The 17,598-nt window shown below is 72.0% G+C and carries 11 protein-coding genes; 9 read left to right on the plus strand and 2 right to left on the minus strand.

What is annotated here, in order from left to right; all coding sequences use genetic code 11:
- The first annotated feature begins 110 nt into the window (after positions 1–110).
- The 3 genes from OG594_RS32000 to hflX all read left to right on the plus strand — a co-directional run bounded on the left by OG594_RS32000 (position 111) and on the right by hflX (position 5,584).
- The gene (locus tag OG594_RS32000; RefSeq protein WP_266605661.1) at positions 111–2,192 is read left to right on the plus strand and encodes a bifunctional (p)ppGpp synthetase/guanosine-3',5'-bis(diphosphate) 3'-pyrophosphohydrolase; all 2,082 of its coding nucleotides are present in this window, start codon (positions 111–113) and stop codon (positions 2,190–2,192) included.
- Positions 2,193–2,435: 243 nt separating this feature from the next.
- Positions 2,436–3,938: a M1 family metallopeptidase gene (locus OG594_RS32005; protein ID WP_266605663.1), complete on the plus strand. Its 1,503-nt coding sequence runs from the start codon at positions 2,436–2,438 to the stop codon at positions 3,936–3,938.
- Between the two features lie 140 nt (positions 3,939–4,078).
- Positions 4,079–5,584, plus strand: coding sequence for a GTPase HflX (gene hflX, locus OG594_RS32010; RefSeq protein WP_266605665.1), 1,506 nt, complete (start codon positions 4,079–4,081; stop codon positions 5,582–5,584).
- A gap of 121 nt (positions 5,585–5,705) precedes the next feature.
- Here hflX and OG594_RS32015 read toward each other — a convergent pair whose 3' ends face one another.
- The gene (locus OG594_RS32015; RefSeq protein WP_266605667.1) at positions 5,706–6,875 is read right to left on the minus strand and encodes a serine protease; all 1,170 of its coding nucleotides are present in this window, start codon (positions 6,873–6,875) and stop codon (positions 5,706–5,708) included.
- Between the two features lie 189 nt (positions 6,876–7,064).
- Between OG594_RS32015 and OG594_RS32020 the strand changes: the two genes are divergently transcribed.
- From OG594_RS32020 to OG594_RS32040, 5 genes are all read left to right on the plus strand, one after another.
- Entirely contained in the window at positions 7,065–8,558 is a 1,494-nt protein-coding gene (locus OG594_RS32020) for a diaminobutyrate--2-oxoglutarate transaminase family protein (protein ID WP_266605669.1), read from the plus strand.
- A gap of 21 nt (positions 8,559–8,579) precedes the next feature.
- On the plus strand, positions 8,580–10,868 hold the full coding sequence (locus OG594_RS32025; protein WP_266605671.1) for an IucA/IucC family siderophore biosynthesis protein: 2,289 nt from the start codon (positions 8,580–8,582) through the stop codon (positions 10,866–10,868).
- Between the two features lie 32 nt (positions 10,869–10,900).
- The gene (locus tag OG594_RS32030; protein WP_266605673.1) at positions 10,901–11,614 is read left to right on the plus strand and encodes a GNAT family N-acetyltransferase; all 714 of its coding nucleotides are present in this window, start codon (positions 10,901–10,903) and stop codon (positions 11,612–11,614) included.
- 99 nt (positions 11,615–11,713) lie between these two features.
- On the plus strand, positions 11,714–13,606 hold the full coding sequence (locus OG594_RS32035) for an IucA/IucC family siderophore biosynthesis protein (protein WP_266605675.1): 1,893 nt from the start codon (positions 11,714–11,716) through the stop codon (positions 13,604–13,606).
- A 52-nt stretch (positions 13,607–13,658) separates the two neighbouring features.
- Positions 13,659–15,629 carry an ATP-dependent DNA helicase gene (locus OG594_RS32040; protein WP_266605677.1) on the plus strand — a complete coding sequence of 657 codons (1,971 nt, stop codon included), beginning with the start codon at positions 13,659–13,661 and terminating at the stop codon, positions 15,627–15,629.
- Between the two features lie 149 nt (positions 15,630–15,778).
- Here the strand turns inward: OG594_RS32040 and lexA are convergent, their stop codons facing one another.
- Positions 15,779–16,573: a transcriptional repressor LexA gene (gene lexA, locus OG594_RS32045; protein ID WP_150259859.1), complete on the minus strand. Its 795-nt coding sequence runs from the start codon at positions 16,571–16,573 to the stop codon at positions 15,779–15,781.
- 468 nt (positions 16,574–17,041) lie between these two features.
- Here lexA and nrdR point away from each other — a divergent pair, with 468 nt between their 5' ends.
- Entirely contained in the window at positions 17,042–17,554 is a 513-nt protein-coding gene (gene nrdR, locus OG594_RS32050; protein WP_030008840.1) for a transcriptional regulator NrdR, read from the plus strand.
- The last annotated feature ends 44 nt before the right edge of the window (positions 17,555–17,598 follow it).

Below are 17,598 nucleotides of genomic sequence, written 5' to 3' on the forward strand. Positions count from 1 at the left end.
GCTGAGCGAGAGGTGGACTGCGCCACGTGGTGGGGTCGGTAACATCAGGCACCGGCCCTGAGGGCTCACCCCATGCCCACCACCGCCGGTCGAAGCCGCCGGAGGTGCCCATGAGTGCAGAGGCCACGAACCCCGAAGCACACCCCGAAGCGCGCCCTGAGCTCCGCAGACGGGGTCGGACCAGGCTCGATCTGCGCCGGCTCGGGCGCGCGGCCCTGCTCGGGCCGACGTCACGAGACCGGCTTCCGGACGCGATCGGCCACGTTGCCGAGGCCCACCGCGCCCACCACCCGGACGCCGATTTGTCCGTTCTGCGCCGCGCTTATCTCCTCGCGGAGACCTCGCACCGCGGCCAGATGCGAAAAAGTGGTGAGCCGTACATCACACATCCACTCGCCGTCACCCTGATCCTCGCCGAACTCGGCGCCGAAACCACGACCTTGACGGCCTCTCTGCTCCACGACACCGTCGAGGACACCGAGGTGACCCTCGACCAGGTCCGGGCGGAGTTCGGTGACGAGGTGTGCTTCATCGTCGACGGCGTCACCAAGGTGGAGAAGATCGACTACGGCGCCGCCGCCGAACCCGAGACCTTCCGCAAGATGCTCGTCGCCACCGGCAACGACGTCCGCGTCATGTCCATCAAACTCGCCGACCGGCTGCACAACATGCGCACGCTGGGCGTGATGCGCCCCGAGAAGCAGGCCCGCATCGCCAAGGTCACCCGCGACGTGCTCATCCCGCTGGCCGAACGGCTCGGCGTCCAGGCCCTCAAGACCGAGCTGGAAGACCTCGTCTTCGCGATCCTGCACCCCGAGGAGTACGAGAGCACCCGCGCGCTCATCGCCGCCCACGCGGGGGAACGCGACCCGCTGCCCACCATCGCCGACTCCGTACGGGGCGTCCTGCGCGACGCCGGCATCGCCGCCGAAGTAGAGGTCCGGCCGCGGCACTTCGTCTCCGTCCACCGCATCTCCCGCACCCGCGGCGAACTGCGCGGCTCCGACTTCGGCCGCATCCTCGTCCTCGTCGGCGAGAACGCCGACTGCTACGCCGTGCTCGGCGAGCTGCACACCTGCTTCACCCCGGTCGTCTCGGAGTTCAAGGACTTCATCGCCACCCCGAAGTTCAACCTCTACCAGTCGCTGCACACCGCCTTCGCCACCCCCGAGGGCTACGTGGCCGAGGTCATCGTGCGGACCCGGCAGATGCACCGCGTTGCCGAGGCCGGCGTGGTCGCCCTCGGCAATCCGTACGCCACCGCGACGCCCGATGCCGCCGCCGACCCGGACGAGGAGCGCGTGGACCCCACGCGGCCCGGCTGGCTGTCCCGACTGCTCGACTGGCAGCAGTCCGCGCCCGACCCCGACACCTTCTGGACCGTGCTCCGGGCGGAGCTGGCCCAGGACCGGGAGATCACCGTGTTCCGGGCCGACGGGGGCACGCTGGGCCTGCCGGCCGGGGCCAGCTGTATCGACGCCGCCTACGCGCAGCACGGCGGGGCGGCCCACGGCTGTATCGGCGCCCGCGTCAACGGGCGCCTCACCTCGCTGTCCTCCGTACTGTCCGACGGGGACACCGTCCAGCTGCTGCTCGCGCAGGACGCCTCCTCCGGACCCGCCGCCGAGTGGCTGGACCACGCGCGGACCCCTGCCGCCCGGATCGCCATCAGCAGCTGGCTCGAATCCCATCCCGACCGCGCCATGGCCACCACCTCGGCCGCCCGGGCACCGCTCTCGGTGGTCGGGGCCCGCGGCGGCGGGGCCAACGCCGTCGCCGACCTGCCGGACGCCACCGTGCGGCTGGCCGGGTGCTGCACCCCGGTGCCACCGGACGCCGTCGCCGGGTTCCTGGTCCGCGGCGGGGCCGTCACCGTGCACCGCATCCACTGCGCGGCGGTGGCGCAGATGCGCGCCGTGGGGCGCACCTCCGTCGCCGTGCACTGGCGGGCGACGGCGGACTGCCGGGTCACCCTGCGCGCTGAATCGTTCGGCCGCCCGCACCTGCTGGCCGATCTGACCGAGGCCATCGCCCGCGAGGGGGTCGAAGTGGTCTCCGCGACCGTGGAGCCGCCGGTCGAGCAGCGGGTCCGGCACAGCTACACCCTGCAGCTGCCCGACGCGGCAGGGCTGCCCGCGCTGATGCGGGCGATGCGGGACGTGCCGGGCGTGTACGACGTCAGCCGGGTGTAGAAGCGGGCCGGGCCCAGACACGGGACCAGACGCGGGCCGGGTTCACACGCGGGCTCACACGCGGGTTCACACGCGGGCTCATATGCGTGCCGGACGCAGACGCCGGGCGCGTGCAGACAGGGCCCGGTGCCGACGTGGCCGGGTGTGCGGACGTAGGCCGGAACGGCTCCGGAAGGCCCCGTTCGGGTGGACCCGTCGCGCGCCGTACGCGGCCGTGTGGCGGGCGCTGGTAAGCGGTGGTGGATGCAGCTCTCCTCCCCGCGCCTGCGCGCCACCCTGCTCGCCGCGGCCTCGCTCACCCTCGTCGCCGCCGTCCTGCCCCCACCGACGCCGCTGGGCATCGGCGACCGGCTCTTCCCGGAGCTCGGGAACCCCGGGTACGACGTGCTCTCGTACGACCTGTCCTTCGACTACAAGGACAACCTGAACCCGCTCGACGCGGTCACCGTCATCGACGCCCGCGCCCTGGAGCGGCTGGAGCGCATCAATCTGGACTTCACCCACGGCAAGGTGGCGTCCGCCGAGGTCAACGGGGAGCCGGCGCGGTTCGAGAGCGTGGCCGAGGACCTGGTGCTCACGCCCGCGCGCCCGGTGGCGGACAACATGCCGCTGCACATCACCATCCGGCACACCAGCGATCCGCGCGGCCGCGGCGACGGCGGCTGGGTGCCCACGGAGGACGGCCTGGCCATGGCCAACCAGGCCGACGCCGCGCACCGCGTCTTCCCCTGCAACGACCACCCCGCCGACAAGGCGTTCTTCACCTTCCGGATCACGGCCCCGGCCGGTCTCACGGCCGTCGCCAACGGGGAGTCGGTGGCCCCCGCCGTGCGCCTCGGCCCCACGACGACCTGGACGTACCGCACCCGGCACCCGATGGCCACCGAGCTGGCCCAGGTCTCGGTGGGCCGCTCCGCGGTCGTGCACGGCACCGGACCGCACGGTCTGCCGCTGCGCGACGTGGTGCCCGCTCAGGACAGGGAGCGGCTGGATCCCTGGCTGAAGAAGACCGCGGGCCACATCGCGTGGATGGAGGAGCGGGTCGGCCGCTACCCCTTCGAGAACTACGGGGTGCTGATCGCGCGGGCCACGACCGGATTCGAGCTGGAGACGCAGACCCTCTCGCTCTTCGAGAGCGCCCTGTTCGCGGGCGAGGGCTACCCCGACTGGTACGTCGAGTCCGTGATGGTCCACGAGCTCGCCCACCAGTGGTTCGGCGACAGCGTCACCCCGCGGACCTGGTCCGACCTGTGGCTCAACGAGGGACACGCCACCTGGTACGAGGCCCTGTACGCGGACGGGCTCGGCAAGTACTCCCTGGAGCGGCGCATGCGCGAGGCGTACCAGCGATCCGACCAGTGGCGGGCGGCGGGCGGCCCACCGGCCGCTCCGAAGGCCGCCGCACCGGGCGAGAAGATCGGGCTGTTCCGGCCGGTGGTCTACGACGGGTCCGCACTGATCCTCTACGCCCTGCGGCAGGAGATCGGCACCGAGGCCTTCGAGAAGATCGAGCGGCGCTGGGTCGCGGAGAACCGGGACGGGATCGCCGGGACGGCCGACTTCGTACGCCTGGCCTCGCAGGAGGCGGGCCGCGACCTCACGGTCTTCCTGGAGCCCTGGCTCTACGGGGCCACGACCCCGCCGATGCCGGGGCACCCGGAGTGGAGCGGCAAGGCCGCCTCCGGCACGGCGGGCTCCGGCACGGTGGCCTCCGGCAAGGCCGCCGCGGACGGGAGCGCCCGGTAAAAGGGTGTGACCGGCGAGGAACGGGCATGTCACCATCGACGGGGCCGCGCGGGGAATCCCCCGGCGGTGTGACACGTTGGACGTGACAGTTGACGTCACAGCTAACGTGACACTGCTATTCGAATCGACGTAAGGATCCAATGACCTCCTCTTCTTCCCCTTCCCAGGACGCGCGGGACGCACAGGACGTGCGGGACTCGCAGAGCTTCACCGAGAGCCTTCGGGCCGATGCCCTGATGGAAGAGGACGTCGCCTGGAGCCACGAGATCGACGGAGACCGGGACGGCGAGCAGTTCGAACGCTCGGAACGCGCGGCCCTGCGCCGCGTGGCCGGCCTCTCCACCGAGCTCGAAGACGTCACCGAGGTCGAGTACCGGCAGCTGCGCCTGGAGCGCGTCGTACTGGTCGGTGTCTGGACCTCCGGCACGGTGAACGACGCGGAGAACTCCCTCGCGGAGCTCGCCGCCCTCGCCGAGACGGCGGGTGCTCTCGTACTCGACGGTGTGATCCAGCGTCGTGACAAGCCGGACCCGGCCACCTTCATCGGCTCGGGCAAGGCGCGCGAGCTACGTGACATCGTCATGGAGAGCGGCGCCGACACCGTCGTGTGCGACGGTGAGCTCAGCCCCGGCCAGCTCATCGCCCTCGAGGACGTCGTCAAGGTGAAGGTGGTCGACCGGACCGCGCTGATCCTCGACATCTTCGCCCAGCACGCCAAGTCCCGAGAGGGCAAGGCGCAGGTCGCCCTCGCGCAGATGCAGTACATGCTGCCGCGACTGCGCGGCTGGGGTGCCTCGCTGTCCCGGCAGATGGGTGGCGGCGGCGGTGGCGGCATGGCCACCCGAGGCCCCGGTGAGACCAAGATCGAGACCGACCGGCGTCGGATCCGCGAGAAGATGGCGAAGATGCGCCGGGAGATCGCGGAGATGAAGACCGGCCGTGACATCAAGCGGCAGGAACGGCGCCGCAACAAGGTGCCCTCGGTCGCGATCGCCGGCTACACCAACGCGGGCAAGTCCTCGCTGCTCAACCGCCTCACGGGCGCGGGCGTGCTGGTGGAGAACGCGCTGTTCGCCACCCTCGACCCGACCGTGCGCCGGGCCGAGACGCCGAGCGGCCGGGTCTACACCCTGGCCGACACGGTCGGCTTCGTCCGGCACCTGCCGCACCACCTCGTCGAGGCCTTCCGCTCCACGATGGAGGAGGTCGGGGACTCCGACCTGATCCTGCACATCGTGGACGGCTCGCACCCGGCGCCGGAGGAGCAGCTGGCGGCGGTGCGCGAGGTGATCCGCGAGGTCGGCGCGGTGAACGTGCCCGAGATCGTCGTGATCAACAAGGCGGACGCCGCGGACCCGCTGGTCCTGCAGCGGCTGCTGCGGATCGAGCGGCACTCCATCGCCGTCTCGGCGCGCACGGGCATGGGCATCGAGGAACTCCTCGCGCTCATCGACTCCGAGCTGCCGCGGCCCGAGGTCGAGGTGGAGGCCCTGGTGCCGTACACGCGCGGCTCGCTGATCGCCAAGGCGCACGCCGAGGGCGAGGTGATCTCCGAGGAGCACACCCCGGACGGCACCCTGCTCAAGGCGCGGGTCCACCAGGAACTGGCGGCGGACCTGGCGCCGTACGCGCTCGCGAAGCGCTGAGCGTGCCCGACGGCTTGATGGCCCGACGGCTTGATGGCCTGACGGTTTGATGGCCTGACGGCTGAGGCCCCCCTGCACCGCAGGGGGGCCTCAGCCGTTCGGTCACGCTCGGGGGGCGGGGCTACTTGAACTTGGCGCTGACGGCGTCGAAGATGCCCTTCGCCTCAGGCCCCAGCCGGGGTCCGGCCAGCCAGCCCGCCTTGGCCGGGCCGATCGAGGTGTTCGACACCAGCGCCGGCTTGCCGTCGGCGCCCGCCGTGACCCAGCCGCCACCGGAGGAACCGCCGGTCATGGTGCAGCCGATGCGGTACATCACCGGGTCGTTCGCGTTCAGGGACAGCCGGCCCGGCCTGTCCGTGCACTGGAAGGCGCGCTGGCCGTCGAACGGAGCCGCCGCCGGGTAGCCCGTCGCCGTGATGCTCGCGACCTTCGTCACGGCCTGCGCGTTGAAGTCCACCGGGAGCGCCGAACCGACGGTCTCCTCCAGGGACTTGGTGCTGCCCTTCTCGGGTGCTACGTGGAGCACCGCGAAGTCGTACGGGGCGCCCGCGCCACCGGTCGGACCGCCGTTCGCGATCCACTGGTCGGAAGTCTGGGCCCAGTCGCTCCACCACACGCCGAACGGGGCCACCGTCTCGCGGGGCGCGCCCTTGAGCTGCGCCGACGGCTTGCCCGCGTTGTTGTAGGACGGGACGAAGGCGATGTTGCGGTACCAACCGCCGGCCTTGCCCGCGTGGACGCAGTGGCCCGCGGTCCAGACCATGTTCGACTTGCCGGGGTGGGCCGGGTCCTTGATCACGGTTGCCGAGCAGACCATCGAACCCTCGGGGCCGTCGAAGAACACCTTGCCGGACGACGGAACGCTCGTGCGGTAGGGCGGGTTGGCCTGCTTGGCCGCCACCGGTGCCGGGGTCGGGTCGGTGACGCCCTGGTCCTTGCCCGCGTCGGGGTCCACGGCCGGACGCTGCGGCTGCTCGGCGTCACGCATGCGGTCCGGGTCCCACAGGCCCTCGATGACCGGGTTGATGTAGTCGCCCGCCTCGCGGAGCCAGTCCTCCCTCTTCCAGTTCTTCCACTCACCCCCCTTCCACTTCTCCAGGTCTATACCGTGCTCCTTGAGCTTGTCCTTGAGCTGGTCCGGGATCTTGATCCCGTCCTGGCCCGGCAGGCTCGCCGCCACGGTCGGCTTGGCGTCGCCGCCGGCCTCCTCGTCGCCGGGGCCGCAGGCAGCCGCGGTCAGCGCGAGCGTGGCCGCGCACAGAATCGCGGTGACCGGTCGGTTCGATCGCATGTCGTTCGTCCCCCTGGGAGTTCGAGGAGTGGAGTGCAGCCACCCACTATGCCGCTGTCGCCCAGGACGACACAGGCCGGGGCTGTGGTTCCTGGCGCTCTTTCCTTGCGGGACAAGGATCTTGAGTCAACCCGTGATCCCTCGCCGTCACCGTCGTTGGTACGTACGGGGGATGGGGGAGCAGCGTTCATGTTCGAGACGCAATCCGGAAGAGCAATCAGTGCGGGAGGACCGACACTCGTGGCTGTCACCGAGCCGGCCGCGGCGGCGGCCGCGACAGAGATCCCGACTCAAGTGCCGCCGCAGGGAAGCCGGGGACCGGACCCGGACGGCCCGGACGGCACGGTCGCACCGGACGGCACGGGCGTGAGCGAGGGGCCGGGGGGTTCCGTCGCTCCGGAGAGCATCCTGCGCAGACAGGCGCAGCGGGAGTCCGCCGCCCGGACGTACGCGCGCTCGCTGCCCATCGTCCCCGTGCGGGCCCGCGGACTCACCATCGAGGGCGCCGACGGGCGGCGTTACCTCGACTGCCTCTCCGGCGCCGGCACGCTCGCCCTCGGGCACAACCATCCGGTGGTGCTCGAAGCCATCCGGGGCGTCCTCGACTCGGGGGCCCCGCTGCACGTGCTGGACCTCGCGACCCCGGTCAAGGACGCCTTCACCACCGAGCTGTTCGCCAACCTGCCGCCCGCGCTGGCCGCCGACGCGCGCATCCAGTTCTGCGGTCCGGCCGGGACGGACGCCGTGGAAGCCGCCCTCAAACTGGTGCGCACCGCGACCGGACGCCCCGGACTGCTCGCCTTCACCGGTGCCTACCACGGCATGACCGCCGGGGCCCTGGACGCCTCGGGAGGCGCCCCCGGGGTACGGGTGACCCGGCTGCCGTACCCGCAGGACCTCCGCTGCCCGTTCGGAGTCGGCGGCCCCGAGGGCGCCGAACTCTCCGCACGCTGGACGGAGAACCTGCTGGACGACCCGAAGGGCGGGGTGCCCGCTCCCGCAGGCATGATCGTCGAACCCGTGCAGGGCGAGGGCGGGGTGATCCCGGCCCCGGATGGCTGGCTGCGCCGGATGCGCGCGATCACCGCGGCGCGGGGGATCCCACTGATCGCCGACGAGGTGCAGACGGGCGTCGGCCGGACCGGTGCCTTCTGGGGAGTCGACCACGCCGGGGTGGTGCCCGACGTGATGGTCCTCTCCAAGGCGATCGGCGGCAGCCTGCCGCTCGCGGTGATCGTGTATCGGGCCGGCCTGGACGTCTGGGCCCCCGGCGCGCACGCGGGCACCTTCCGCGGCAACCAGCTCGCCATGGCCGCCGGTACCGCCACGCTCGCCTTCGTCCGCGAGAACCGGCTCGCCGAGCGCGCCGCCGCCCTGGGGGAACGGATGCTGGCGGCCCTGCGCGGCCTTGCCGGCGGCCATCCCTGCATCGGAGAGGTACGGGGCCGGGGCCTGATGATCGGCATCGAACTCGTCGACCCCGACACCGGAGCCGCCGCGCCGTCCCTCGCTGCTGCCGTCCGCCAGGAGTGCCTGGACCGCGGCCTGATCGTCGAGCTCGGCGGCCGCCACGGTGCCGTGGTGCGCCTCCTTCCCCCGCTGACCCTGACCGACGAGCAGGCCGCGGCGGTCCTCGACCGCCTGGCCGACGCCATCCCGGCCGCTGCCCGCCGGACCCACTGACCCGCACCCCGAGGACCCGCGATGCCAGATCCGCACCAGTCCACCCCGACCACGGAGACCCAGCCGCTGTCTCCCGACCGGCCCGCCCCGCTGCCGCCTGGGCCTGGGCCGGCCCCGGCGGCAGCGGGTCCGGCCCAGGCGCTGCCGCACCCGCTCCCGGGCCACGAGGACGCCGCCGCCCCGGGGCAGACGCCACCGCCGTCCGGCAACGCAGCGCCGTTGCGGGAGGTCGCGGAGCCCCCGTCCCCGACGCCGCCCCGGCCCGACGTCCCCGAGGCACAGGAATTGGGCCCCGCGGTCGGCCCGCCGACCCGACCCGTCCCCGCCGAGGACGTACCGACCCCGCCCCCGGCCGGCACACCACCCCACGCCGACGGGGCCACGGCCGAACACCCGCAGCCGCGCCCGGGGGGCGCCCCCGGAGCACCGGCCGAGCAGCTCCCCCCGGTGGCGGCCGCGGCCGCCACCGGGACCGGCGCCGGGGCAACGCCCACGGTGCCGCGGCAGAAGGACGGCACACCCCGGCCCCGCACCGGATGGACGAGCCCCCTCCGGCTGGAGCCGACCACACTGCCCGACCTCCTCAACCACCCCGACCCGGCCGTCGCCGCCGAGGCCTCGGCGGTGGAGAACCTGCTCCGCTGCTGGGTCCGCGAATCCGGTCTCGGCCGCCCGGACGGCCCCGCCGGAACCCCCCTGCGCATCCCCCTTCCCGCTTCCGGCACCGCCCTGCTCGTCCCGGTCCGCCACTGGTCCCACGCCGGCTGGCACCGATTCGGTGCGGTCCGACTCGAAGGCACGACCGCCGCCGCGCCCTCCCTCGACGCCGTCACCCTCGCCGCACTCATCGCCCGTGAAGGCACGAGCGGTGGCCGAGGCGCCGCCGACCTCGTCGGCCGGGTCGCCGACTCGGTGCGCCGCACCGCCGAATTCATCGCCGACCGGCGAGAACGTCCCACCGCCCCGGCCCCCATGAGCGGGGACCGTTTCCTCACCGCCGAGCAGGCACTCCTCCTCGGTCACCCCCTCCAGCCGGACCCGAAGAGCCGTGAAGGACTCTCCGAAGCCGAGGCACGCCGCTACTCACCCGAACTCCACGGCTCCTTCCCCCTGCACTGGTTCGCGGTCGAACCCGCGGCTCTCGCCAGCGAATCGGCCTGGACCGAGAGCGGCCGCCCCGTCTCCGCCCCACAGCTCCTCGGTCGACTCGCCCCCGGGCTCCCGCTGCCGGGCGGCACCACCCCCCTTCCCCTGCACCCCTGGCAGGCCCGTGACCTGCTCCAGCGCCCCGCCGTCTCCGCCCTCTGCGACGCGGGACTTCTGCACGACCTCGGCCCGCACGGCGAGCCCTGGTACCCCACCTCCTCCGTCCGCACCGTCCACCGCCCGGGCGCCCCCGCGATGCTCAAGCTCTCCCTGGGCCTGCGCATCACCAACTCCCGCCGCGAGAACCTCCGCAAGGAACTCCACCGCGGTGTCGAGGTGCACCGGCTGCTCCGCACCGGCCTCGCCGAGCAGTGGCAGGCGTCCCACCCCGCCTTCGACATCATCCGCGACCCCGCGTGGGTCGCCGTGGACGCCCCGGACGGAACCCCCGTTCCCGGACTCGACGCCCTGCTGCGCCACAACCCCTTCCGTTCGGGCGACGACCCGGTCTGCATCGCCGCACTCACCGCTCCCCGCCCGTGGCCCGGCCGGACCACCATGAGCTCCCGCCTCGCCGAACTCGTCACCGGGCTCGCCACCGCCACCGGCCACACCACGTCCGCCGTCGCCGCCGAGTGGTTCCTGCGCTACCTCGACCACGTGGTACTGCCGGTCCTCGCCTTCGATGCGCTCGCCGGTATCGCCCTCGAAGCGCACCAACAGAACACCCTGGTGCTCCTCGACCCGGCCGGCTGGCCGATCGGCGGCCGCTACCGCGACAACCAGGGCTACTACTTCCGCGAATCTCGCCGCGCGGAACTGGAGCACCGGCTCCCCGGCATCGGCAGCGCCAGTGACACCTTCGTCTCCGACGCCGTCACTGACGAACGCTTCGCCTACTACCTCGGCATCAACAACGTGCTGGGCCTCATCGGCGCCTTCGGATCCCAGCGGCTCGCGGACGAACGGGTCCTCCTCGCCGCCTTCCGCCGCTTCCTCGCCAAGGCCGCCGGACTCGGCCCGCTCCCCGCACGGCTGCTCGACTCGCCCACCCTGCGCTGCAAGGCGAATCTGCTCACCCGCCTGGGCGGCCTCGACGAGCTGGTCGGCCCCGTCGACACCCAGTCCGTCTACGTCACCATCACCAACCCCCTTCACGATTGACGCGTCGGCGCCGACGCGGAGAAGAGCCCCCGATGCCCTCCACCGACACTTCAGCCCCAGCTCCAGCCGCGCGATCCGCCCACGACCCACGCACCGCCACCGGTGTCGTCGAAGTCGCCGGGGGAAGGCGCGCACAACGCCTCAACGCGGAGCTGTTGCCTCTGCTCGCCGAGGCCGACCTGCTCGATTCCCCCGCCATCTGGGGCAGCGTCACCACACCCGCCGGAGCCTTCCGCCTCGAACCCGTGCGGCCCGGCCGTGACCTGGAGCTACTCACCGGCTGGATGAACGATCCCGAGGTGGCCGCCTACTGGGAGCTCGCGGGCCCGGCCGCGGTCACCGCCGCCCACCTGCGGACCCAGCTCGACGGCGACGGCCGCAGCATTCCCTGCCTCGGCCTCCTCGACGGCACGCCGATGAGTTACTGGGAGATCTACCGGGCCGACCTCGACCCGCTCTCCGGGCACTACCCGGCGCGCCCCCACGACACGGGTATCCACCTGCTCATCGGAGACGGCACGAACCGCGGTCGCGGACTGGGAACAGCTCTGCTGCGTGCCGTTGCCGACCTGGTCCTCGGCAACCGCCCCCGCTGTACACGCGTCGTCGCGGAACCGGACATCCGCAACACCCCCTCCGTATCGGCCTTCCTGAACTCCGGTTTCCGCTGCTCCGCGGAAATCGACCTTCCCGAGAAGCGGGCCGCCCTGATGATCCGGGAGCGGGTGCTGCGCAATCTCCTCTGAGTGCCGCCCCGCAAACCCCGACCGTCGTCGGCAGCTTCGCACCTCTCCCTTCGATAACTCTGCGTAGCGAAGCAGAGTTCCCGACCTCTGAGGAGTCACGTGCCGAACTTCCCCGCAGCCCCCCACGCGGCCGAACCCGCCGTGCCGCCGTCGCCCCAGCACCCGTGCACGCCGCCCGAACTCAACCGCGGGACCTGGGACTTCGCCGCTCGCCGGTTGCTCGCCAAGATGCTCGGCGAGTTCGCCTACGAGGAGATCATCCGTCCCGTCCCCGCACCGGCCGCCGCCGGGGACGCCTGGACCCTGACCCTCGACGACGGCAGCAGCCTCGGCTTCCGCGCCCGCCGCCGCTCGTACGGCAGCTGGCACGTCACCCCGGACACGATCACCCTGACCCCACCGGCGCCCTCGCCATCCACACCATCCACACCGGCCGTGCCGGGCGACCTCGGGAGCCCGACCGCCTTCGGGGACCCGTACGCCTTCCTCATCCGGGCCCGCACCCTCCTCGGCCTCGACGGACCCACCCTCGGCCACCTCGTCCGCGAGCTCAGCGCCACCCTCACCGCCGACGCCCGGCTCCACCACACCGCACTCACCGCCGACGTCCTCGCCGACCTCGACTACGCCACCCTCGAAGGCCACCAGACCGGCCACCCCTGGCTCGTCCCCAACAAGGGCCGCATCGGACTCTCCGCCTCCGACACCGCCGCATGGGCTCCCGAGGCGCGGACCCGCCAGCGGCTGCCCTGGCTCGCCGCCCACACCTCGCTCGCCGCCTACCGGGGGACCGCAGACCTGGAGGACCCCGCCCACCTCTACACCGCCGAGCTCGACCCGGTCACCCGGGCCGCCTTCGACCGGTCCCTGCGCGACCGCGGCCTCGACCCGCTCCACTACCTCTACCTCCCGGTCCACCCCTGGCAGTGGGACGAGGTCGTCCTCCCCCTCTTCGCCCCGGCGCTCGCCTCCGGCGCCCTGGTGCCGCTTCCCGCCGATCCCGACCTGCGCCTCCCGCAGCAGTCCGTCCGCACCTTCCTCAATCTCAGCCGGCCCGACCGGCACAGCGTCAAACTTCCGCTCTCCGTCTTCAACACCATGGTCTGGCGCGGACTGCCCAGTGACCTCACGCTCGCCGCCCCCGCCGTCACCGCCTGGATCCACTCCCTCCGCGACGGCGACCCCTTCCTGCGCGACGAGTGCCGGGTCGTCCTGCTCGGCGAGGTCGCCTCCGTCACCGTCCGCCACCCCGTATACGACGCGCTCCCCGAGGTCCCGTACCAGTACAAGGAGCTCCTCGGCGCGATCTGGCGCGAGCCCCTCACCGGCCTGCTGGCACCCGGCGAGCGCGCCCGCACGCTCGCCTCCCTCCTCCACACCGACCCGCGCGGCCGGTCCTTCACCGCCGAGCTCGTGGCCCGGTCCGGGCTGACCCCCACCGTGTGGCTCCAGCGCCTCTTCGCCGCCCTCCTGCCCCCGCTGCTCCACTTCCTCTACCGCTACGGCACCGTCTTCTCCCCGCACGGCGAGAACGTCATCGTGATCTTCGACGAGCACGACGTCCCGGTCCGGCTCGCGGTCAAGGACTTCGTGGACGACGTCAACATCACCGACGAACCGCTGCCCGAGCTCGCGTCCCTGCCCGACGAGGTCCGAGCGGTCCTGCTCACCGAGCCCGCCGACTTCCTGCCCCAGTTCATCCACTCCGGGCTGTTCGTCGGCGTCTTCCGCTACCTCTCGGCCCTGTGCGAGGACGGCCTCGGCGTCCCGGAGAGCGCGTTCTGGTCCCTCGTACGGGCGGAGATCCTGCGCCACCAGGCCCGCTTCCCCGAGCTCAAGGACCGCTACGAGCTCTTCGACCTGCTCGGCGAACGCATCGGGCGGCTCTGCCTGAACCGGAACCGGCTCTACGAAGACGGCTACCGCGACTGCCCCGACCGTCCGCACGCCGTGCAGCACGGCACCGTACCCAACCCCTTGTACCGGCCATGATTGCTCGCCGATGCGCTCGCTGTCAGTGCGGCCCCGTAGGGTTGGCAGTGCTATGACGAAGCCCTCCCTCCCCGACCTGCTGCACGCCGCCGTCTCCGCCGTCGGCGGCACGGAGCGCCCCGGCCAGGTGGCCATGGCCGAAGCCGTCGCCGAAGCGATCGACGACAACTCCCACCGGCTGATCCAGGCCGGTACCGGCACCGGTAAGTCCCTCGGCTATTTGGTGCCGGCCCTCGCGCACGGTGAGCGCGTGGTCGTCGCCACGGCGACCCTCGCCCTCCAGCGGCAGCTCGTCGAGCGCGATCTGCCCCGGACGGTGGAGGCACTGCATCCGCAGCTGCGCCGCCGCCCTCAGTTCGCCATGCTCAAGGGCCGGTCCAACTACCTGTGCCTGCACCGCCTGCACGAGGGCGCTCCGCAGGACGAGGAGGACGGACTCTTCGACCAGTTCGAGGCGGCCGCGCCCACCAGCAAGCTGGGCCAGGACCTGCTGCGCATGCGCGACTGGGCGGACGAGACCGAGACCGGCGACCGCGACGACCTGACCCCGGGTGTTTCGGACAAGGCCTGGTCCCAGATCTCCGTCTCCTCCCGCGAGTGCCTGGGCGCGACGAAGTGCGCGTACGGCGCCGAGTGCTTCGCGGAGGCTGCCCGTGAGCGGGCCAAGCTCGCGGACGTGGTCGTCACCAACCACGCCCTGCTCGCCATCGACGCCATCGAGGGCGCCCCCGTGCTGCCGCAGCACGAGGTGCTGATCGTGGACGAGGCCCACGAGCTGGTCTCCCGGGTGACCGGGGTCGCCACTGGCGAACTCACCCCGGGCCAGGTCAACCGGGCCGTGAAGCGTGCAGCCAAGCTGGTCGACGAGAAGACCGCGGACGCCCTGCAGACCGCCTCCGAAACCTTCGAGCGGGTCATGGAGCTGGCGCTCCCGGGTCGGCTGGAGCAGATCCCCGAGGACCTCGGCTACGCGCTGATGTCCCTGCGGGACGCCTCGCGCAACGTGATCTCGGCGATCGGCGCGACCCGGGACAAGTCCGTCCACGACGAGGACGCGGTGCGCAAGCAGGCGCTGGCCGCGGTGGAGAGCATCCACGGGGTGGCGGAGCGGATCACCAACGGCTCCGAGTACGACGTGGTCTGGTACGAGCGCCACGACCGCTTCGGCGCCACCCTGCGCGTCGCCCCCCTGTCGGTGTCCGGCCTGCTGCGCGAGAAGCTGTTCGAGGACCGCTCCGTGGTCCTGACCTCCGCCACCCTCAAGCTGGGCGGCGACTTCAACGGGGTCGCGGCCTCCCTGGGCCTGTCCCCCGAGGGGGTCGAGGGCGAGGACGTGCCCGTCTGGCGCGGCCTCGACGTCGGCTCGCCCTTCGACTACCCCAAGCAGGGCATCCTCTACGTCGCCAAGCACCTGGCCACGCCGGGTCGCGAGGGAACCCGTGGCGACATGATGGACGAGCTCGCCGAGCTGATCGAGGCGGCCGGCGGCCGCACCCTCGGCCTGTTCTCGTCCATGCGCGGCGCCAAGGCGGCCGCCGAAGAGCTGCGCGGCCGGCTCGACAACCCGATCCTGCTCCAGGGCGAGGAGACCCTCGGCGAGCTGATCAAGTCCTTCGCGGCCGACCCGAAGACCTGCCTGTTCGGGACGCTCTCGCTCTGGCAGGGCGTGGACGTGCCCGGGCCCAGCTGTCAGCTCGTGGTCATGGACCGGATCCCCTTCCCGCGCCCCGACGACCCGCTGATGAGCGCCCGCCAGAAGTCGGTCGAGGAGCACGGCGGCAACGGCTTCATGGCCGTGGCGGCCACGCACGCCGCGCTGCTGATGGCGCAGGGCGCCGGCCGTCTCGTACGGGCCTCAGGTGACCGGGGCGTCGTCGCGGTCCTGGACCCCCGGCTGGCGACGGCGCGGTACGGGAGCTTCCTGCGGGCCACGCTGCCGGACTTCTGGTACACCACGGACCGCAATCAGGCCCGCCGCTCGCTCGCCGCGATCGACGCTGCCGCTCAGGCTGACGGCAGGTAGTTCTCGGGAGCACGAGCGGCGACCATCCATGGGGCAACCGAAGCGGCGATCAACCCCATCCGCGAGAGCGGCGGCGGTTTGCGGCAAAGCACAGAACAACCCCCGGAACCGGCGCAGTGGGCCCCGGGGGCTGAATGGGGGCGGCGGGGTCAGACCCGACGCAGTACCGCGACGACCTTGCCGAGGATCGTCGCCTCATCGCCGGGAATCGGCTGGTAGGCGGCGTTGTGCGGGAGGAGCCAGACGTGGCCGTCCTCGCGCTTGAAGCGCTTGACCGTGGCCTCGCCGTCGAGCATCGCGGCGACGATGTCACCGTTCTCCGCGACCGGCTGGCGACGGACCGTGACCCAGTCGCCGTCACAGATGGCGGCCTCGATCATCGAGTCGCCGACGACCTTGAGGACGAAGAGCTCGCCGTCGCCGACCAGCTGGCGGGGGAGCGGGAAGACGTCCTCGACCGACTCCTCGGCGAGGATCGGGCCGCCGGCCGCGATCCGGCCGACCAGGGGAACGTAGGAGGCGGCGGGCTTGCCGGTGGTGTCCGTGGGCTGCGAGCTCGGCTGGTCGGAGCCGCGCACCTCGTAGGCCCGGGGGCGGTGCGGGTCACGGCGCAGGAAGCCCTTGCGCTCCAGAGCCATCAGCTGGTGTGCGACCGACGAGGTGCTGGAGAGGCCGACCGCCTGGCCGATCTCCCGCATCGACGGCGGGTAACCCCGCCGCTGCACGGAGTCGCGAATGACCTCGATGACCCTCCGCTGACGGTCCGTGAGCCCGGAGCTGTCGGCGCGGATGCCTGGAGGTCGACCTGGCAGCGAGCGTGCGGGGCGTACTGCGGGCTCCGCATCCGGGTTCAGGTTTGCGTCGTTCATGGCATGCACCGGCTCGAGTCGGCTCTGGGAGCGGTTCTGGGCGGTAATGGCGGCACTGTCTGCGGTGGTGGTCACGTCGGCCCCTCTCGAAATGTTCTCCCTAGCTGGACAACGGTAGTAGCTTTCGAAAGGTTGCGCCAAACACACGTTCGAGTGAAAAATCGCAGATCGTCCTGCGTGGGCATATCAAGGGGTGTATGGACGATTGGTTCGCCGAACGCGGGTTCGGCCCGGCATTCGCCGCCTACGGTACCGTTCCCGGTCGGATCGCCGCCTTTCGGGCTGTCCCCAGTGTGGCACCGGGGGGTCGTGCGTCCGCCCATCGGACGCCGCGACACGCAGAGCCGCGTAAATCCGCCACAACCCAAGATCTAGTGGTTGGATGAGCGCTGCCACCCAGAGGTTGTGGTCCTCGGGTCTTCCGGGGGCCTCGGCATCGCATATGCTGGTGGCTGCTTCACGAGCCCCCGATGGAGTCCGACTCCGTCGTTCAGGGGCTCCGTGGGGTGATTCGGTCGTGCCAAAAGGGAGGGTGAGGGAACCATGCACTGCCCCTTCTGCAGGCACCCCGACAGCCGTGTCGTCGACAGCCGCACCACGGACGACGGTACGTCGATCCGCAGGCGCCGTCAGTGCCCCGACTGCTCCCGTCGATTCACGACGGTGGAGACGGCCTCACTGATGGTGATCAAGCGCAGCGGGGTGACCGAACCCTTCAGCCGTACCAAGGTCATCTCCGGCGTGCGCAAGGCGTGCCAGGGGCGACCGGTCACCGAGGACGCCCTCGCCAAGCTCGGCCAGCGGGTCGAGGAGGCGCTGCGCGCCACCGGGAGTGCCGAGCTGACCACCCACGACGTGGGTCTGGCCATACTCGGCCCGTTGCAGGAACTCGACCTGGTCGCGTACCTGCGCTTCGCTTCCGTTTACAAAGCGTTCGACACCCTTGAAGACTTCGAGACCGCCATCGCGGAACTCCGCGTATCGCGGTCTCATCCCGAAGAGTGCGAGCTCGGTGGGACCGCCCAGGTCCCCGTGCCCGCCTCCGCCGCCGACTGATCGGACCATCCGTGCCGCGGCGCTCACGCGTCGTGACGCGGCCG

Origin of the sequence: Streptomyces sp. NBC_01214 (assembly GCF_026340975.1) — a bacterium.
In the GTDB taxonomy this organism is placed as follows: Bacteria; Actinomycetota; Actinomycetes; order Streptomycetales; family Streptomycetaceae; genus Streptomyces.